Origin of the sequence: Phenylobacterium sp. (assembly GCF_036563285.1) — a bacterium.
Classification (GTDB): Bacteria; Pseudomonadota; Alphaproteobacteria; order Caulobacterales; family Caulobacteraceae; genus Phenylobacterium.
Genome location: NZ_DATCMR010000011.1, coordinates 277,149 through 291,560, shown reverse-complemented (window position 1 = coordinate 291,560; position 14,412 = coordinate 277,149). Strand labels below are relative to the sequence as shown.

The window sequence follows — 14,412 nt, the reverse complement described above, 5'->3', positions numbered from 1 at the left end:
GGCGGGCATGGCGGCTGCGGCTGAACAAGCGCAAACGCGCGTGGGTGGAAGCCACCTGAGGGTGATCGCCGGGGCGTCGGCCGGCACGGTCTTCGAGTGGTACGACTTCTACCTCTACGGCTCGCTCGCGGCCTTCATCACCCAGCACTTCTTCTCGGGCGTCAACGAGACCACCGGCTTCATCCTGGCCCTGATGGCGTTCGCGGCGGGGTTCGCGGTGCGGCCGCTGGGGGCCGTGATCTTCGGCCGACTCGGCGACCGCTGGGGCCGGAAGAACACCTTCCTCGTCACCATGGTGCTGATGGGGCTCTCCACCTTCACGGTAGGCCTGCTGCCCAGCTACGGGCAGATCGGGGTCGCCGCGCCCGTGCTGCTCGTGGTGATGCGGCTGATCCAGGGCCTGGCGCTGGGCGGGGAGTACGGCGGGGCGGCCACCTATGTGGCCGAGCACGCGCCGCCGGGCCGGCGGGGCTTCTACACCAGCTGGATCCAGACGACCGCGACGCTCGGCCTGTTCCTCAGTCTCGTGGTGATCCTGCTGGTCCGCCACTGGCAGGGCGAGGAGGTGTTCAAAGCCTGGGGCTGGCGCATCCCGTTCCTGGTCTCCGCCGTCCTGCTGGCGGTCTCCCTCTGGATCCGGCTGAAGCTCAACGAGAGCCCGGTGTTCCAGCAGATGGTCGACGAGGGGAAAGGCACGACGAAGCCGTTGGCCGAGAGCTTCCTTCGCTGGCCGAACCTGAAGCTGGTGATCCTGGCTCTCGTGGGGCTGACCGCCGGCCAGGCGGTGGTCTGGTACACGGGCCAGTTCTACGCCCTGTTCTTCCTCGAGCGGATGCTGAAGGTGGACGGGCCCACGGCCAACAGCCTGGTGGCCATCGCGCTCCTGCTTGGCACGCCTTTCTTCGTGGTGTTCGGCTGGCTGTCGGACAAGATCGGACGCAAGCCGATCATCCTGGCCGGCTGCCTGCTGGCGGTGCTGACCTACTTCCCGGTGTTCAAGGCGATCACCGGCGCGGCGAACCCGCAGCTGGCGGCAGCGACCGCCAGCGCCCCGGTCACCGTGGTCGCCAACCCGGACGACTGCAGCTTCCAGTTCGATCCGATCGGCAAGGCTGCCTTCACCAGCGGCTGCGACGTCGCGAAGTCGACGCTGGCCAACGCCGGCGTCTCCTACGCCAACGCGGCCGCACCCGCGGGCCAGCCGGCGTCGATCACGATCGGGCAGAAGACCGTCCCCAGCCTCGAAGGGCGCGGCATGGCGCCGGCGCAGTTCAAGGCGGCCAAGGACGCCTGGACCAAGGGCCTCGCCGCTGAGCTGAAGGCGGCAGGCTACCCCGCGAAGGCCGAGGCGGCGCAGGTGAACAAGCCGCTGGTGGTGGCACTGCTCTGGCTCCTGGTGCTCTACGTGACCATGGTCTACGGCCCGGTCGCCGCGGCGCTGGTGGAGATGTTCCCGGCCCGCATCCGCTACACCTCCATGAGCCTGCCCTACCACATCGGCAACGGCTGGTTCGGCGGCTTCCTGCCGACTACGGCCTTCGCCATGGTGGCCGCCACCGGCAACATCTACTACGGCCTCTGGTACCCGATCGTGGTGGCGGCGGTGACCTTCGTTGTGGGGCTGCTGTTCGTGCGCGAGATGCGCGGCAATCCGATCGAGGCCTAGTCGCGTTCGTCCAGGTCGTGCCGCGCGGAGTAGAAGGCCAGCCAGGTCAGGAAGCCGCCGAGCGCCAGCGCCAGGACGGCCGCGCCAACCAGGTACGGCCACAGCGGCCCGAGGCTCCAGCCGTTCGGGGTCGGTTCTGACGCGGAGAAGAAGAACCAGCCCGCGGCGACGGCGAAGGCGGCCAGCGCCGCAAACGCGATCCCGAGGACGAGGATGTGCCTGCCCATCGCGCAGGCAACCGCGGCGGGCAGGCGCTTGTTCCGGGCGGCCTACTCGGCCGCGACGCGGGTGATGCCGATCTTCGGCGCGAGCTCGCCGGCGGCGTAGCGTTTGGCCATCGCCGACATCGGCAGCGGCTTGATCTTGCCGGCCCAGCCCGCAGTGCCGAACTCCTCGAAGCGCTGGATGCAGACCTTGCGCATGGCTTCCTTGGCGGGCTTCAGATAGCTGCGCGGGTCGAACTCGCCCGGCTTCTCGGCGAACACCTTGCGGATGGCGCCGGTGATGGCCAGGCGGTTGTCGGTGTCGACGTTGATCTTGCGCACGCCGTTCTTGATGCCGCGCTGGATCTCTTCCACCGGCACGCCCCAGGTCTGGGGAATCTTGCCGCCGTGCTCGTTGATGATGTCCTGCAGTTCCTGCGGCACCGACGAAGAGCCGTGCATCACCAGGTGGGTGTTGGGCAGGCGGCGGTGGACTTCCTCGATGACGTGCATGGCCAGCACGTCGCCGTCGGGCTTGCGGGTGAACTTGTACGCGCCGTGGCTGGTGCCCATGGCGATGGCCAGCGCGTCGACCTCGGTGGCCTTCACGAACTCGACGGCCTGGTCCGGATCGGTGAGCAGCTGGTCGTGACCCAGTTTGCCCTCGAAGCCGTGGCCGTCCTCCTTCTCGCCCATGCCGGTCTCCAGCGAGCCCAGTACGCCGATCTCGCCCTCGACGGATGCGCCCACCCAGTGGGCCATGTCCACCACGTTGCGGGTGACCCGCACGTTGTACTCGTAGTCGGCCGGCGTCTTGGCGTCGGCCATCAGCGAGCCGTCCATCATGACACTGGTGAAGCCGTACTGGAGCGCGGTGGCGCAGGTGGCTTCGTTGTTGCCGTGGTCCTGGTGCATGCAGAGCGGGATGTCCGGATACATCTCCGCCATCGCGTCGATCAGGTGCTTCAGGACGATGTCGTTGGCGTAGGACCGAGCGCCTCGGGAGGCCTGCATGATCACCGGCGAGTCGGTGGCCTCAGCGGCCTCCATGATCGCCAGCGCCTGCTCCATGTTGTTGATGTTGAAGGCGGGCACGCCGTAGCCGTTTTCGGCGGCGTGATCGAGGAGCTGTCGAAGGGTAATGCGAGCCATTTCCTAGCCTTGCTTTTCTATCGGGCCAGGGCCGCCACCCCAGGCAGCTCCTTGCCTTCCATCCATTCCAAGAACGCGCCGCCGGCCGTGGAGACGAAGGTGAATTCGTCCACGACCCCGGCTGCGTTGAGGGCTGCTACCGTATCACCCCCGCCGGCCACCGCCACCAGCTTGCCAGAAGTCGCAAGCCGGGCAGCTTCCTGCGCAGCTTGAACGGTCGACTTGTCAAAGGGTTGCACCTCGAACACGCCAAGCGGGCCGTTCCAGATCAGGGTATGGCTCTGACGCATCGCCTCGACGATGTCGGAGAGCGTCTGCGGGCCGGCGTCGAACACCTTGCGGCTCTCGCCGAGCGGCGTCTCCTTCGAGAGCGCCACCACTTCGGAGGCTGCGCCGGGCTCCAGCGCCTCGGCCACCACCACGTCGCGGGGCAGGATGATCCTGCAGCCCGAGGTCTCCGCCTTGGCGAGGATCTCGCGGGCGGTATCGGCCATATCCTTCTCGCAGAGCGAGCCGCCGATGTCGTAGCCCTGGGCGAACTGGAAGGTGTTGGCCATCCCGCCGCCGATGGCGAGGTAGTCCAGCTTGCCCACCAGGTTGTTCAGCAGGTCGAGCTTGGTGGAGACCTTCGCCCCGCCGACGATCCCCATCACCGGCCGCTGCGGCTTGCCGAGCGCCGCGTCCAGCGCCTCCAGCTCGCGGCGCATCTGCTCGCCGGCGTAGGCGGGCAGCAGGCGGGCGATGCCTTCCGTGGACGCGTGCGCCCGGTGGGCGGCGGAGAAGGCGTCGTTCACGTAGAGGTCGCCGTTGGCCGCCAGCGCCTGGGCGAACTCGGGGTCGTTCTTCTCCTCGCCCGCATGGTAGCGGACGTTCTCCAGCAGAAGGACGCCGCCGCCCGGCAGGGCCTGGATTGCGGCCTTGGCCTCCTCGCCCACGCAGTCGTCGGCGAAGGCCACCGGGCCGCCCACCAGCTTGGCCAGCGGCTCAACGACCGGGCGCAGGCTCATCTCCGGGACGCGCTTGCCCTTGGGGCGGTCGAAGTGGGCGAGCAGGACCACCTTGGCCCCGCCGGCGCGCAGCTTCTCGATGGTCGGCAGGGCGGCCCGCAGGCGGGTGTCGTCGGTGACCCGGCCGGCATCCATGGGGACGTTGAAGTCGACGCGGACCAGCGCCCGCTTACCGTTCAGGTCAGCGTCGTCGAGGGTGCGGAAAGCCATGGCGATGCTAGGCGATCAGCTTCGCCATATGGACAGCGGTGTCGCTCATCCGGGTCGAGAAGCCCCATTCGTTGTCGTACCAGGAGAGCACGCGAGCGAGCTGGCCTTCGATGACCTGGGTCTGGGGCAGGGCCGCGCAGGACGAGAAGGCGATGTGGTTGAAGTCGGCGGAGACCAACGGCTCTTCCGTGACGCCCAGGATGCCCTGCAGCGGCTTGGTCGAGGCGGCGGCCTTCAAGGCCTCGTTGATCTCGTCCTTGGTGACGCTGCGGCCCGGCACGAACTTCAGGTCCACGACCGAGACGTTCGGCGTCGGCACGCGGATCGACGAGCCGTCGAGCTTGCCGGTCAGCTCGGGGATGACCAGGCCCAGCGCCTTGGCCGCGCCGGTGGAGGTCGGGATCATCGACATGGCCGCGGCGCGGGCGCGGTAGAGGTCCTTGTGCAGGGTGTCTAGGGTCGGCTGGTCGCCCGTGTAGGAGTGGATGGTCGTCATGTAGCCGCGCTCGATCCCGCAGAGGTCGACGAGCACGCGGGCGACCGGCGCCAGGCAGTTCGTGGTGCACGAGGCGTTGGAGATGATCAGGTCGTCGGCAGTCAGGCTCTCGTGGTTGACGCCATAGACGATGGTCTTGTCGACGCCGTCGGCCGGGGCGGAGACGATCACCCGCTTGGCGCCGGCTTCAAGGTGGGCGGCGGCCTTCTCCTTGGTGGTGAAGAGGCCGGTGCACTCCAGCGCGATGTCGACGCCGAGGTCCTTGTGCGGCAGCTCGGCGGGGTTGCGGATCGCCGTCACCTTGATGGGCCCCAGGCCCACGTCGATGGTGTCGGCGGTGGTGGTCACCTGGCCGGGGAAGCGGCCGTGCACGCTGTCGTACCGCAGCAGGTGGGCGTTGGTCTCCACCGAGCCCAGGTCGTTGATCGCCACCACCTCGATGTCGCGGCGCGCGTGCTCGACGATCGAGCGCAGGACCAGACGGCCGATGCGACCGAAACCGTTGATGGCGACGCGAACGGGCATGCGAAGGGCTCCTCAGGTGACGACTTGGCGCAGTTGGCGGGCGTTCTTGAGGGCGGGGGCCCCCAAGTCAACCCCTGCAAAGGTCAAGTCTGGCAATGGATTGTGACGGGCCGACCCCCGGCCGCCCCGCGTGGCTCAGCCTGTACAATCCACGAGCCGGGCGATGGTGCCCCGCCTGCCCTCAGGCGCCGAACAGCCAGCCTGCGCCCAGCGAGGAGAGCTGGACGTTCTGCAGGACCAGCTCGCCGCCGCCGGCCGTGGAGACCACCACGTCGGCGCCAACCTGAGCCACGCTGTACTGCGCGCCGGACAGCAGCTGCACCCGGTCGCCCTCGGCGAAGCTGAAGTCGGTGACCAGGTCGCGGCCGGCCTCGCCGAAGGTGTGGAAGACGTCCGCGCCGGAGCCCCCCGACAGGGTGTCGACGCCGCGGTCGCCGGAGATCCAGTCGTCTCCGCTCCAGCCGAACACCAGGTCGTCGCCCTGGCCGCCGCGGACCACGTCGTCGCCGCCACCGCCGTCGACCAGGTCGTCGCCGATGTTGCCCAGGACCACGTCGCCGCCGTCCTCGCCGAACAGCTGGTCGTCGTCCTTGCCGCCCACGACCCAGTCGCCGCCGGCCCCGCCCGCGAGGGTGTCCTCGCCCTGGTTGCCGTGCATGTCGTCGAAGTCGTCGCCGCCGGCCATGCGGTCGCGGCCGTCGCCGCCGCGCATGAAGTTGCGGCCGCCGCCGCCGGCGATGCGGTCGTCGCCGGCGCCGCCCAGCAGGGTGTCCGCCCAGGGCGTGCCGTTCAGCTCCTGGCCGGGCCCGCCCGCCCAGGGCGGCGGCCCGGGTGGCCCGCCGGGGCCCGCGCCGCGGAAGCCTTCGAAGAGGTCGGCGAAGCCGCGGCCGATGTCGCGCAGGCCCTGGGCCGAGAAGTGCAGGGCGTCTTCCTGGCGGCCGAACGCCTCGGTGTCGAAGCTCGCCGCATTTGGGTCGCGAGCGTCCACCGCCGTCTGGGCCCCGCGGACCTGGCCGGCGAACGGCGCGGTGGTGTTGATCTGGAAGAAGCCGATCTTTCCGTTGGGGTCCTCGAGCCACTGGCCCCGGATGGCGGAGAACAGGGCCTGCAGGTTGGCGCCGTAGTCGGCGGCCTTGTCGTAGCGGGTGGCGTCCTCCTCGCCCTGGCCGAAGAAGACCGCGTCAGGCCGCGCACCGCCGATCGTCGCGCGCGCCTGGGAGAGGACGCGGGTGACCTCGTCGAAGATCTCGCCGCGGCTTTCCGGGGACCAGTCGCTGACCCACTGGCCGTCGTCCCTGTCGAGGCCCGTGCCGCCGTGGGCGACCTTGACGATGCGCAGCTCCTCCCCGGGATGGCGGGCGCGGAACTCCAGGGCGAACTGGACCTCGGGGCCCCAGGCCTGGGCCTGGGCGCCGAAGCCGGTGTTGACGCCGGGCTGCATCGGCTCCCAGGCGCCCGTGGACGGGTTCCAGATCAGGATGTTGGGGTCATAGGTCCACGCCTGCTGGAGCGTGGACGCGTTCATGGCATGGCCGCCAGTATTGGACTGGCCAGCGAAAACGACAAAAGCCAACTCGTTGGTCCCTCGGGCCGCGATGGCGACCGCCGCCCCTCGGCAAACGCCGTCCGCTATTGTCGGGAAGCCGCCACAGCGGCAAGCGGGGCTATTTCAAAGGTTTATGACTTGACCGGCTTCACCTTGGCCGCCGCCTCCCGGGCCCGGCGGCGGGCGTCGTCTATCTCGCCGCCGCGGGCCAGCGCCACGCCCATGCGGCGGCGCTCGTAGCTCTCCGGCTTGCCGAACAGGCGCAGGTCCACATTGGGAACCAAGAGGGCCTCGGCGACGCCTTCGAAGGCAATGCCCTTGGCGTCCAGGCCGCCATAGATGACGGCGCTGGCGCCCGGCTCGCGCAGGCTTGTGTCCACCGGCAGGCCGAGGATGGCGCGGGCGTGCAGGCAGAACTCGCTCATGTGCTGGGTGGCGAGGGTGACCAGGCCGGTGTCGTGCGGCCGGGGCGAGACCTCCGAGAACCAGACCTCGTTGCCCTTCACGAACAGCTCGACCCCGAACACGCCGAGGCCGCCCAGCTCGCCGGTGACCGCGCGAGAGATGTCGCGCGCCTTCTTCAGCGCGGCGGGGCTCATGCCCTGCGGCTGCCAGCTCTCCACGTAGTCGCCCTTCACCTGCCGATGGCCGATCGGGTCGCAGAAGCTGGTGACGATCTCGCCCTTGATGACGCTGCGCACGGTGAGCTGGGTGATCTCGAAGTCGAAGTCCACCAGCCCCTCGACGATCACCCGCGGCTGCTCGACCCGGCCGCCTTCGAGCGCGTAGCGCCAGGCCTCGGCGATCTGGTCGGGCCGCTCGATGAACGACTGGCCCTTGCCGGACGAGCTCATCACCGGCTTCACGAAGCAGGGGAAGCCGGTGACCTCCTGGGCCGCGGTCGCCAGTTCTTCCTCGGACGAGGCGAAGGCGTAGGACGAGGTCGGCAGCTTCAGCTCTTCGGCCGCCAGCCGGCGGATGCCCTCGCGGTTCATGGTGAGCTGGGCGGCGCGGGCGGTGGGGATGACGGTCGCCAGCCCCTCCGCCTCGATCCTGACCAGCTCGTCGGTGGCGATGGCCTCGATCTCCGGCACGATCAGGTGCGGCCGCTCGGCCTCCACGAGTGCGCGCAGGGCCATCCCGTCGGTCATCGCGATCACATGGCTGCGGTGCGCCACCTGCTGGGCCGGCGCATTGGCGTAGCGGTCGACCGCGATCACCTCGCAGCCGAGCCGCTGCAACTCGATGGCCACCTCCTTGCCGAGCTCGCCCGAGCCCAGCAGCATGACGCGCACGGCGGTGGGGCTAAGCGGAGTTCCGAGGCGAGGTGAGTTCATCGAGCGGATCCCACTCAGAGGCGGCGAAGCCGCTTTGAAACACGAAGATCAGGAAGGGCTCAAAGACCACGAAGAAGCTGAGGACCCTTGGTGGTCTTCGTGCCCTTCGCGGTCTTCGTGTCGAATAGGGCTGCGCGCGGCTTAAAGCTTGGCCTTCGCGGCGGCGGCGACGCCTTCGGGGGTGATGCCGAAATGCTTGTAGAGCGCCTTGTCGGTGCCGGACGCGCCGAAGCCGCTCATGCCCACGAACGCGCCGTCCACGCCGATGAAGCGGTCCCAGCCCATGCGGACGCCGGCTTCCACGGCGACGCGGACGGGTGTCTCCCCTATCAGCGCTTCCTGGTAGTCGGTCGGCTGGGCCTCGAAGAGTTCGAAGCAGGGGACGGAGACCACCCGCGTGCCGATGCCCCCCGCCTCCAGCAGGTCGCGCGCCGCCATGGCGACGGCCACTTCCGTGCCGGTGGCGAAGAGCGTCACCTGGGCGGGGGAGCCAGCGCCGGCGAGCTGGTAGGCGCCGCGGGCGCTCATGTTCTCGGCGAAGGGCGTGGTGCGGACTGCGGCGGTCTTCTGGCGGGAGAGCGCCAGGATCGAGGGCGTGGACGTCGCCGACAGGGCCAGCTTCCAGCACTCCGCCACCTCGACCGCGTCCGCCGGACGGAACACGTTGACGTTCGGCATGGCCCGCAACGCCGCCAGGTGCTCCACCGGCTGGTGGGTCGGGCCGTCTTCGCCCAGGCCGATGGAATCGTGGGTGCCGACGTGGATCACCCGGATGCCCATCAGCGCCGCCAGCCGGATGGCCGGGCGGTTGTAATCGGTGAACACCAGGAAGGTCCCGCCGTAGGGGATCACCCCGCCGTGCAGGGCCATGCCGTTCATGGCCGTGGCCATGCCGAACTCGCGCACGCCGTAGTTCACGTAGCGGCCGGAGTAGTCCGGCGTGTCAAGGATCTTGGTGTTCTTCACGTAGGTGTTGTTGGAGCCGGTCAGGTCCGCCGAGCCGCCGACCATCTCCGGCACGGCTGGGAAGAGGACGCTGAGCACATTGCCGGAGTGCTGGCGCGTCGCCGCGGCCGGCGCGGTCTTCTCGGCGTCCGCGATGAAGGCGTCCACCGCCTCGAAGGCGCGCTTCGGCAGCTCGCCGGACACCGCGCGCTCGAACTCGGCCTTCATCGGCGAGGCGGCGAGGCGGGCTTCCCAGGCCTTCAGGTCCTTGCGGCCACGGCGGCCGGCGGCGCGCCAGGGGCGTACGGCCTCGTCGGGCAGCACGAAGGGCTCGTGCGGCCAGCCGAGGTTGTCGCGGGTCTTGACCACCTCGTCCTTGCCCAGCGCCTTGCCGTGCACGTCGTGGGTGCCTTCGAAGGTGGGCGAGCCCTTGCCGATGACCGTCTTGCAGGCGATCAGCGTCGGCCGGTCCTGGCGCGTCGCCCAGGCCAGCGCCCGGCGCACCTGGCCCACGTCATGGCCATCAATCCGCTTCACCGCCCAGCCGGCGGCCTTGAAGCGGGCGAGCTGGTCGGTGGCGTCGGAGAGGCCCACGTGGCCGTCGATGGTGATGTCGTTGTCGTCCCACAGGATCGTGAGCTTGGCGAGCTTCAGCCGCCCGGCCAGGCTGATCGCCTCGTGGCTGACGCCCTCCATCAGGCAGCCGTCGCCGGCCACCACCCAGGTGCGGTGGTCCACCAGCTCGTCGCCGAAGCGCGCCGCCATGTGCCGCTCGGCGATGGCCATGCCGACGGCGGTCGCCAGGCCCTGGCCCAGCGGGCCGGTGGTTGTCTCGACGCCGGGGGTGTGGCCGTACTCCGGGTGTCCGGGCGTGTTGGAACCGACCTGGCGGAAGTTCCTGATCTGGTCGAGGGTGACCGCCTTCACGCCGGTGAGGTGCAGCAGGCTGTAGAGCAGCATCGAGCCGTGGCCGGCGGACAGCACAAAGCGGTCGCGGTCCGGCCAGTCGGGGCGGGCGGCGTCGTACTTGAGGAACTTCGTCCAGAGCACCGTGGCCACGTCGGCCATGCCCATGGGCATCCCCGGGTGGCCCGAGTTGGCCTGCTCGACGGCGTCCATGGAGAGCACGCGGATGGCGTCGGCCATCAGTTTCAGGGGCGCTGGCATCGAGGTCCCGAGTCGGCGGCGGCGTTAAGGAATGGCGCGGCCTCGCACGCACAGGCGCAGGGGTCAACTGGGGCGGAAAAACCCCAGGATTCACAAAGGCCGCGACGCAGCGCTATATCAGGACAGCCAGGACCTGCACCGGAAGGACGGCGGATGAACGGCGGAGACAGCGCGCTCGATCTTGCGGCCAAGCGGCTGGAGCGCGCGATCGCCCTCCTGGAGCAGCGGCTTTCCGAAAGGCTGAAGCACGCGGCGGACGGCGACCTGTTCGACCAGGACCGCGCCCGGCTGGCCGCCGAGCTGGACCAGGCCCGCGCCCGCGAGCGGGAGCTGGAGGAGGCGGGCGCCGAGGCCTCCGCCGCTCTGGGACGGGCGATCACCGAGATCCGGGCGGCCCTGAACGGCCACGCGGGGCAGGAGCACTGACATGGCGCAGATCAACGTCGAGGTGAACGGCCGGCCCTATGCGGTGGGCTGCGAGGACGGCCAGGAGCAGCACCTGATCGAGTTGGCGAAGATGTTCGACCAGCAGGTGCGGATGGTCAGCCAGGACATGGGCCAGCTGGGCGACACCCGGCTGTTCCTGATGGGCGCCCTGCTGCTGGCCGACGAGCTCGCCGACGCCAAGGGCCGCCTGGCCGCGCTGCAGGCCGAGGTCAGCCGCATGCAGGCCGACCGCTCCAAGCTGGAGACCCGCGCGGTCTCGGCCCTGGAGAGCGCGGCCAAGAAGATCGAGGGGCTCGCCGCCTGATTTCCCTCCCCTCCTGGGACGGACAGCCGCGCAGCGGCCAGGGCGAGGAAGTGTGGGGCAGGATCTGGGAGTCAGCGCCTGATCGCGACTGCCTCACCCGGCTCGCCTCCGGCGAGCTGTCCCTCCCCAGGAGGGGAGGGAAACCTTGAGACTGCGCCCCCGGCGCACTACCTTGGGGACGGCGGGTCTGCTGCGGCCCTCGTCGAAGGCAACATATCCCAGAGACCTTAATTCACTCTACGGGAGCTGTCCCTGTCCGGAGCCGTGGCTCCGGGCATACGGCGCCCACCTGGTCTACCAGGTCCGAGGGGATTAGAACGCCCTTCACGGTTCTCGCGGCGCCGCCACCCGTCCTCCCACGTTAGGGGACCCGTGGCCTCGAACCCCGCCAAGTCTACCCTGCGCAAGCACATGCGCGCGCTGCGCGCCCAGCTCGCCGCCGCTGCCCCCGACGCGGGCGCGTTGGCCGCAGCGCGGCTGCCGGTCGAGCGGCTACAGGCGCACCGCGTGTTCAGCGGCTACCATGCCCTGGGCGACGAGATGGACGCCTACCCGCTCATGCGGCGGCTGGCGGACGCGGGCCTCGCCGCCTCCCTACCGGTCGCGAGCCGCACCGAGCCCATGACCTTTCGCCTCTGGGACCCACGCTCCCCCATGGAGCCCGACGAGTTCGGCATCCCCGCGCCGCCGCCGCACGAGGACGTCGTCTACCCCGACCTGGTGATCTGCCCGCTCCTGGCCTTCGATCGCCGCGGCCACCGGCTGGGGCAGGGCAAGGGCCACTACGACCGCACGGTGGAGCAACTTCGCGAGCGGCAGCCGGTTTTCCTCTTGGGCCTCGCCTACGCGGGCCAGGAGGTGGACGCGGTGCCGGCCGAGCCGCACGACCAGCCGCTGGACGCCATCCTGACCGAGACGGAGTACATGGAGGTCAGGTAAGGACCGCTTATGAAATTCGCCTTCTTCGGAGATGTGGTCGGCCGCGCAGGGCGCGAAGCCCTCGGCGAGCATCTCCCCGCCCTGCGTCGCCGCCTGGGCCTCGAGTTCGTGATCATCAACGCCGAGAACGCCGCCGCCGGCTTCGGCATCACCGAGGCGACGGCGCGCGAGCTGTTCGACGCCGGCGCCGACTGCCTCACGCTGGGCAACCACTCGTGGGACCAGAAGGAGGCGCTGACCTACATCGTCCGCGAGCCGCGGCTGATCCGGCCCCTCAACTACTCCGCCTTCTCGGCCGCGCCGGGGCGCGGCGCCCAGCTCTTCGATACGGAGAGCGGCAAGCGGATCCTGGTGGTGAACCTGCTGGGCCGGGTGTTCATGGACGCCCTCGACGACCCCTTCGCCGCCGTGGACAAGGAGCTGGAGGCCTGTCCGCTGGGCGCGGTCGCCGACGTCGTGGTGGTCGACATCCACGCCGAGGCCACCTCCGAGAAGATGGCCATGGGCCACTTCTGCGACGGCCGGGCCAGCCTGGTGGTCGGCACCCACAGCCACGTCCCTACGGCCGACGCGCAGATCCTGCCCGGCGGGACCGCCTACCAGACCGACGCGGGGGCCTGCGCCGACTACGACAGCGTCATTGGCAACCAGAAGGAAGAGCCGCTGCGGCGCTTCACCACCCGCATCTCCGGCGGCCGCTACAAGCCCGCCGAAGGCCCGGCCACGGTTTGCGGCGTCTATGTGGAGACCCACGACTCCACCGGCCTGGCGCGGCGCATCGAGCCCATCCGCATCGGCGGGCGGCTGTCGCAGACCATCCCCTCGCTGGAGACCGTCGCGGCCGAGTAGGCTTGCAATCGCGCGGCGAGGGGCCACCTACAGCCAAGCTTCTGAGGGGAGGGGCCATGCTCGCCCGGTTCATTGTGCGCGCCATCTTCGCGGCGTTCGGCCTGTGGCTCGCCTCGGTCCTGGTGCCAGGGGTGAGGGTGGACGACACCGTCACCCTGATCCTGGCCGCCATCCTGCTGGGGGTGGTCAACGCCTTCGTCCGGCCGGTGGTGTTCGTGCTCACCCTGCCGCTGACGATCGTGACGCTGGGCCTGTTCCTGCTGGTGCTGAACGCGGCGATGATCGGCCTGGTCGCCGTGCTGCTGAGCGGCTTCGAGGTGAACGGCCTGATCGCCGGCGTGCTGGCCGCCATCGTCACCGGCGTCACCAGCTGGATCGGCGACATCGTCACCGGCGGCGAGAAGCGCGAGCGCCGCAGCTAGGCCGGCTGCGCCCCCACCGCGGCGTCGATCTCCGCGTCCGTCAGCCCCTTCTCGCGCAGCACCTCGCGGGTGTGCTGGCCGAGCTTGGGCGCCGGGCGGCGGGGGCTGGTGTCCAGGCCCGGGAAGCGCACCGGCGAGGCCGGGCTCCAGAACGTCCCGCCCGCGCCATCGCCCACCTCCACGAAACAGCCGGCCTCGTGCGCCTGCGGGTTCATCTCCAGGTCGAGCAGGGAATCCATCGGCGCCCAGGCGACGTCGAGGCTGTTCAGCATCGCGCCGGCCTCCTCCAGCGTCAGGGCGTCGAAGGCGGTCTCCAGCGCCGCGCGGACGTAGCGGACCTTGTGCACGTCGGTCATCGGCGGCAGGCACTCGGGATCGTCCAGGATGTCGGCCCGGTCGATGGCCTTGAGCACGTTCGGATAGTCGTCCGCGCTCTTCACCACCACCACGAACCAGCGGTCGTCGGCCGTGTGGAAGAAGCCGGACAGCGCCACCATGCGGTCCTTCTTCGGCTGGGCGGTGAGCACGTCGCCGTAGCGCAGCTGCAGCGACAGGTCCCAGCCGATGGCGTAGGCCCCCACCCGCAGCAGCGCCGTCTCCACCTGCCGACCGCGGCCCGTCTGGCTTCGCTCGTGCACCGCCGCCAGGATTCCGGACAGCGTCGCCAGCGCCGTGAAGTGGTCGCCGAATCCGGGGCGGCTGGGGAACGGCTCCTGGTCCGGCGGGATGGTGGAGTGCGCCACGCCGGAGCGGGCCCAGAAGGCGGTGATGTCGAACGCCGCGGTGTCGGCCATCTCCCCGGTCAGCCCATAGCCGGTGACGTTGGCGTAGATCAGCCGCGGGAAGCGGTCCTTCAGGCTGTCGTAGTCCAGCCCCAGCTTCTTCAGCGAGCCCGGCCGGACGTTGGTGACCAGGACGTCGGCGTCCTCCAGCAGCCTCACCAGCGCCGCGCGGCCCTCGGGGCGGGTGGTGTCCAGCACGATGCCGCGCTTGCCGCGGTTCTCCAGGGTGAACACCGGATTGCCCGGGCTCTCGGCGGTGTCCGGATAGAAGGCCCGCGTGGCGTCGCCGATCGGGCTCTCGACCTTGATCACCTCAGCGCCCCAGTCGGCCATCAGCCCGGCGCAACCCGGCCCGGCGACCCACGTCGCCCACTCCACCACCTTCAAGCCTGACAAGAGCATCGGCGTCCTCCCG

At 70.0% G+C, this 14,412-nt stretch carries 14 protein-coding genes and 1 other RNA gene; 7 read left to right on the top strand and 8 right to left on the bottom strand.

The genetic code is table 11. The annotated features are described in order from the left end of the window. Window positions 1-7 precede the first annotated feature (7 nt). A complete protein-coding gene (locus VIL76_RS12130; RefSeq protein WP_349257484.1) occupies window positions 8-1,666 on the top strand; it encodes an MFS transporter in 1,659 nt (552 codons plus the stop codon). Here VIL76_RS12130 and VIL76_RS12125 read toward each other — a convergent pair. The 7 genes from VIL76_RS12125 to tkt all read right to left on the bottom strand — a co-directional run bounded on the left by VIL76_RS12125 (window position 1,663) and on the right by tkt (window position 10,254). Next, on the bottom strand, window positions 1,663-1,893 hold the full coding sequence (locus VIL76_RS12125; protein WP_332045291.1) for a hypothetical protein: 231 nt from the start codon (window positions 1,891-1,893) through the stop codon (window positions 1,663-1,665). The genes VIL76_RS12130 and VIL76_RS12125 overlap by 4 nt on opposite strands. A gap of 42 nt (window positions 1,894-1,935) precedes the next feature. After that, window positions 1,936-3,021, bottom strand: a complete 1,086-nt coding sequence (gene fba / locus VIL76_RS12120) for a class II fructose-bisphosphate aldolase (protein WP_332045290.1) — start codon at window positions 3,019-3,021, stop codon at window positions 1,936-1,938. A gap of 17 nt (window positions 3,022-3,038) precedes the next feature. Further along, complete coding sequence (locus VIL76_RS12115; protein WP_332045289.1) at window positions 3,039-4,238, bottom strand: phosphoglycerate kinase; 1,200 nt, start codon at window positions 4,236-4,238, stop codon at window positions 3,039-3,041. 7 nt (window positions 4,239-4,245) lie between these two features. Further along, window positions 4,246-5,259, bottom strand: a complete 1,014-nt coding sequence (gene gap, locus VIL76_RS12110; protein WP_332045288.1) for a type I glyceraldehyde-3-phosphate dehydrogenase — start codon at window positions 5,257-5,259, stop codon at window positions 4,246-4,248. Window positions 5,260-5,440: 181 nt separating this feature from the next. Further along, window positions 5,441-6,832 carry a sialate O-acetylesterase gene (locus VIL76_RS12105; RefSeq protein ID WP_332045287.1) on the bottom strand — a complete coding sequence of 464 codons (1,392 nt, stop codon included), beginning with the start codon at window positions 6,830-6,832 and terminating at the stop codon, window positions 5,441-5,443. Window positions 6,833-6,936: 104 nt separating this feature from the next. Beyond that, window positions 6,937-8,142, bottom strand: a complete 1,206-nt coding sequence (gene purT, locus VIL76_RS12100; RefSeq protein WP_332045286.1) for a formate-dependent phosphoribosylglycinamide formyltransferase — start codon at window positions 8,140-8,142, stop codon at window positions 6,937-6,939. Window positions 8,143-8,283: 141 nt separating this feature from the next. Next, window positions 8,284-10,254 carry a transketolase gene (gene tkt / locus VIL76_RS12095; protein WP_332045285.1) on the bottom strand — a complete coding sequence of 657 codons (1,971 nt, stop codon included), beginning with the start codon at window positions 10,252-10,254 and terminating at the stop codon, window positions 8,284-8,286. 153 nt (window positions 10,255-10,407) lie between these two features. Between tkt and VIL76_RS12090 the strand changes: the two genes are divergently transcribed. From VIL76_RS12090 to VIL76_RS12065, 6 genes are all read left to right on the top strand, one after another. Next, window positions 10,408-10,680, top strand: a complete 273-nt coding sequence (locus tag VIL76_RS12090) for a DUF4164 family protein (RefSeq protein WP_332045284.1) — start codon at window positions 10,408-10,410, stop codon at window positions 10,678-10,680. A 1-nt stretch (window position 10,681) separates the two neighbouring features. After that, the gene (locus VIL76_RS12085) at window positions 10,682-11,005 is read left to right on the top strand and encodes a cell division protein ZapA (RefSeq protein ID WP_332045283.1); all 324 of its coding nucleotides are present in this window, start codon (window positions 10,682-10,684) and stop codon (window positions 11,003-11,005) included. Window positions 11,006-11,189: 184 nt separating this feature from the next. Further along, a non-coding RNA gene (gene ssrS / locus VIL76_RS12080) (6S RNA) lies at window positions 11,190-11,351 on the top strand. A gap of 26 nt (window positions 11,352-11,377) precedes the next feature. Further along, entirely contained in the window at window positions 11,378-11,944 is a 567-nt protein-coding gene (locus VIL76_RS12075) for a 5-formyltetrahydrofolate cyclo-ligase (protein WP_332045282.1), read from the top strand. 9 nt (window positions 11,945-11,953) lie between these two features. Next, on the top strand, window positions 11,954-12,793 hold the full coding sequence (locus VIL76_RS12070; protein WP_332045281.1) for a TIGR00282 family metallophosphoesterase: 840 nt from the start codon (window positions 11,954-11,956) through the stop codon (window positions 12,791-12,793). Window positions 12,794-12,849: 56 nt separating this feature from the next. After that, window positions 12,850-13,215 carry a phage holin family protein gene (locus VIL76_RS12065; RefSeq protein WP_332045280.1) on the top strand — a complete coding sequence of 122 codons (366 nt, stop codon included), beginning with the start codon at window positions 12,850-12,852 and terminating at the stop codon, window positions 13,213-13,215. On the opposite strand, the gene VIL76_RS12060 is transcribed toward VIL76_RS12065, so the two are convergent. Next, window positions 13,212-14,399: a CaiB/BaiF CoA-transferase family protein gene (locus VIL76_RS12060; protein ID WP_332045279.1), complete on the bottom strand. Its 1,188-nt coding sequence runs from the start codon at window positions 14,397-14,399 to the stop codon at window positions 13,212-13,214. The two genes, VIL76_RS12065 and VIL76_RS12060, sit on opposite strands and share 4 nt — an antisense overlap. Between the last annotated feature and the right edge of the window lie 13 nt (window positions 14,400-14,412).

Coding starts and splice junctions, on each gene's coding strand:
- VIL76_RS12130 (WP_349257484.1), top strand. CDS start 8: ATGGCGGCTGCGGCTGAACAAGCGCAAACGCGCGTGGGTGGAAGCCAC.
- VIL76_RS12125 (WP_332045291.1), bottom strand. CDS start 1,893: ATGGGCAGGCACATCCTCGTCCTCGGGATCGCGTTTGCGGCGCTGGCC.
- fba (WP_332045290.1), bottom strand. CDS start 3,021: ATGGCTCGCATTACCCTTCGACAGCTCCTCGATCACGCCGCCGAAAAC.
- VIL76_RS12115 (WP_332045289.1), bottom strand. CDS start 4,238: ATGGCTTTCCGCACCCTCGACGACGCTGACCTGAACGGTAAGCGGGCG.
- gap (WP_332045288.1), bottom strand. CDS start 5,259: ATGCCCGTTCGCGTCGCCATCAACGGTTTCGGTCGCATCGGCCGTCTG.
- purT (WP_332045286.1), bottom strand. CDS start 8,142: ATGAACTCACCTCGCCTCGGAACTCCGCTTAGCCCCACCGCCGTGCGC.
- tkt (WP_332045285.1), bottom strand. CDS start 10,254: ATGCCAGCGCCCCTGAAACTGATGGCCGACGCCATCCGCGTGCTCTCC.
- VIL76_RS12090 (WP_332045284.1), top strand. CDS start 10,408: ATGAACGGCGGAGACAGCGCGCTCGATCTTGCGGCCAAGCGGCTGGAG.
- VIL76_RS12085 (WP_332045283.1), top strand. CDS start 10,682: ATGGCGCAGATCAACGTCGAGGTGAACGGCCGGCCCTATGCGGTGGGC.
- VIL76_RS12070 (WP_332045281.1), top strand. CDS start 11,954: ATGAAATTCGCCTTCTTCGGAGATGTGGTCGGCCGCGCAGGGCGCGAA.
- VIL76_RS12065 (WP_332045280.1), top strand. CDS start 12,850: ATGCTCGCCCGGTTCATTGTGCGCGCCATCTTCGCGGCGTTCGGCCTG.
- VIL76_RS12060 (WP_332045279.1), bottom strand. CDS start 14,399: ATGCTCTTGTCAGGCTTGAAGGTGGTGGAGTGGGCGACGTGGGTCGCC.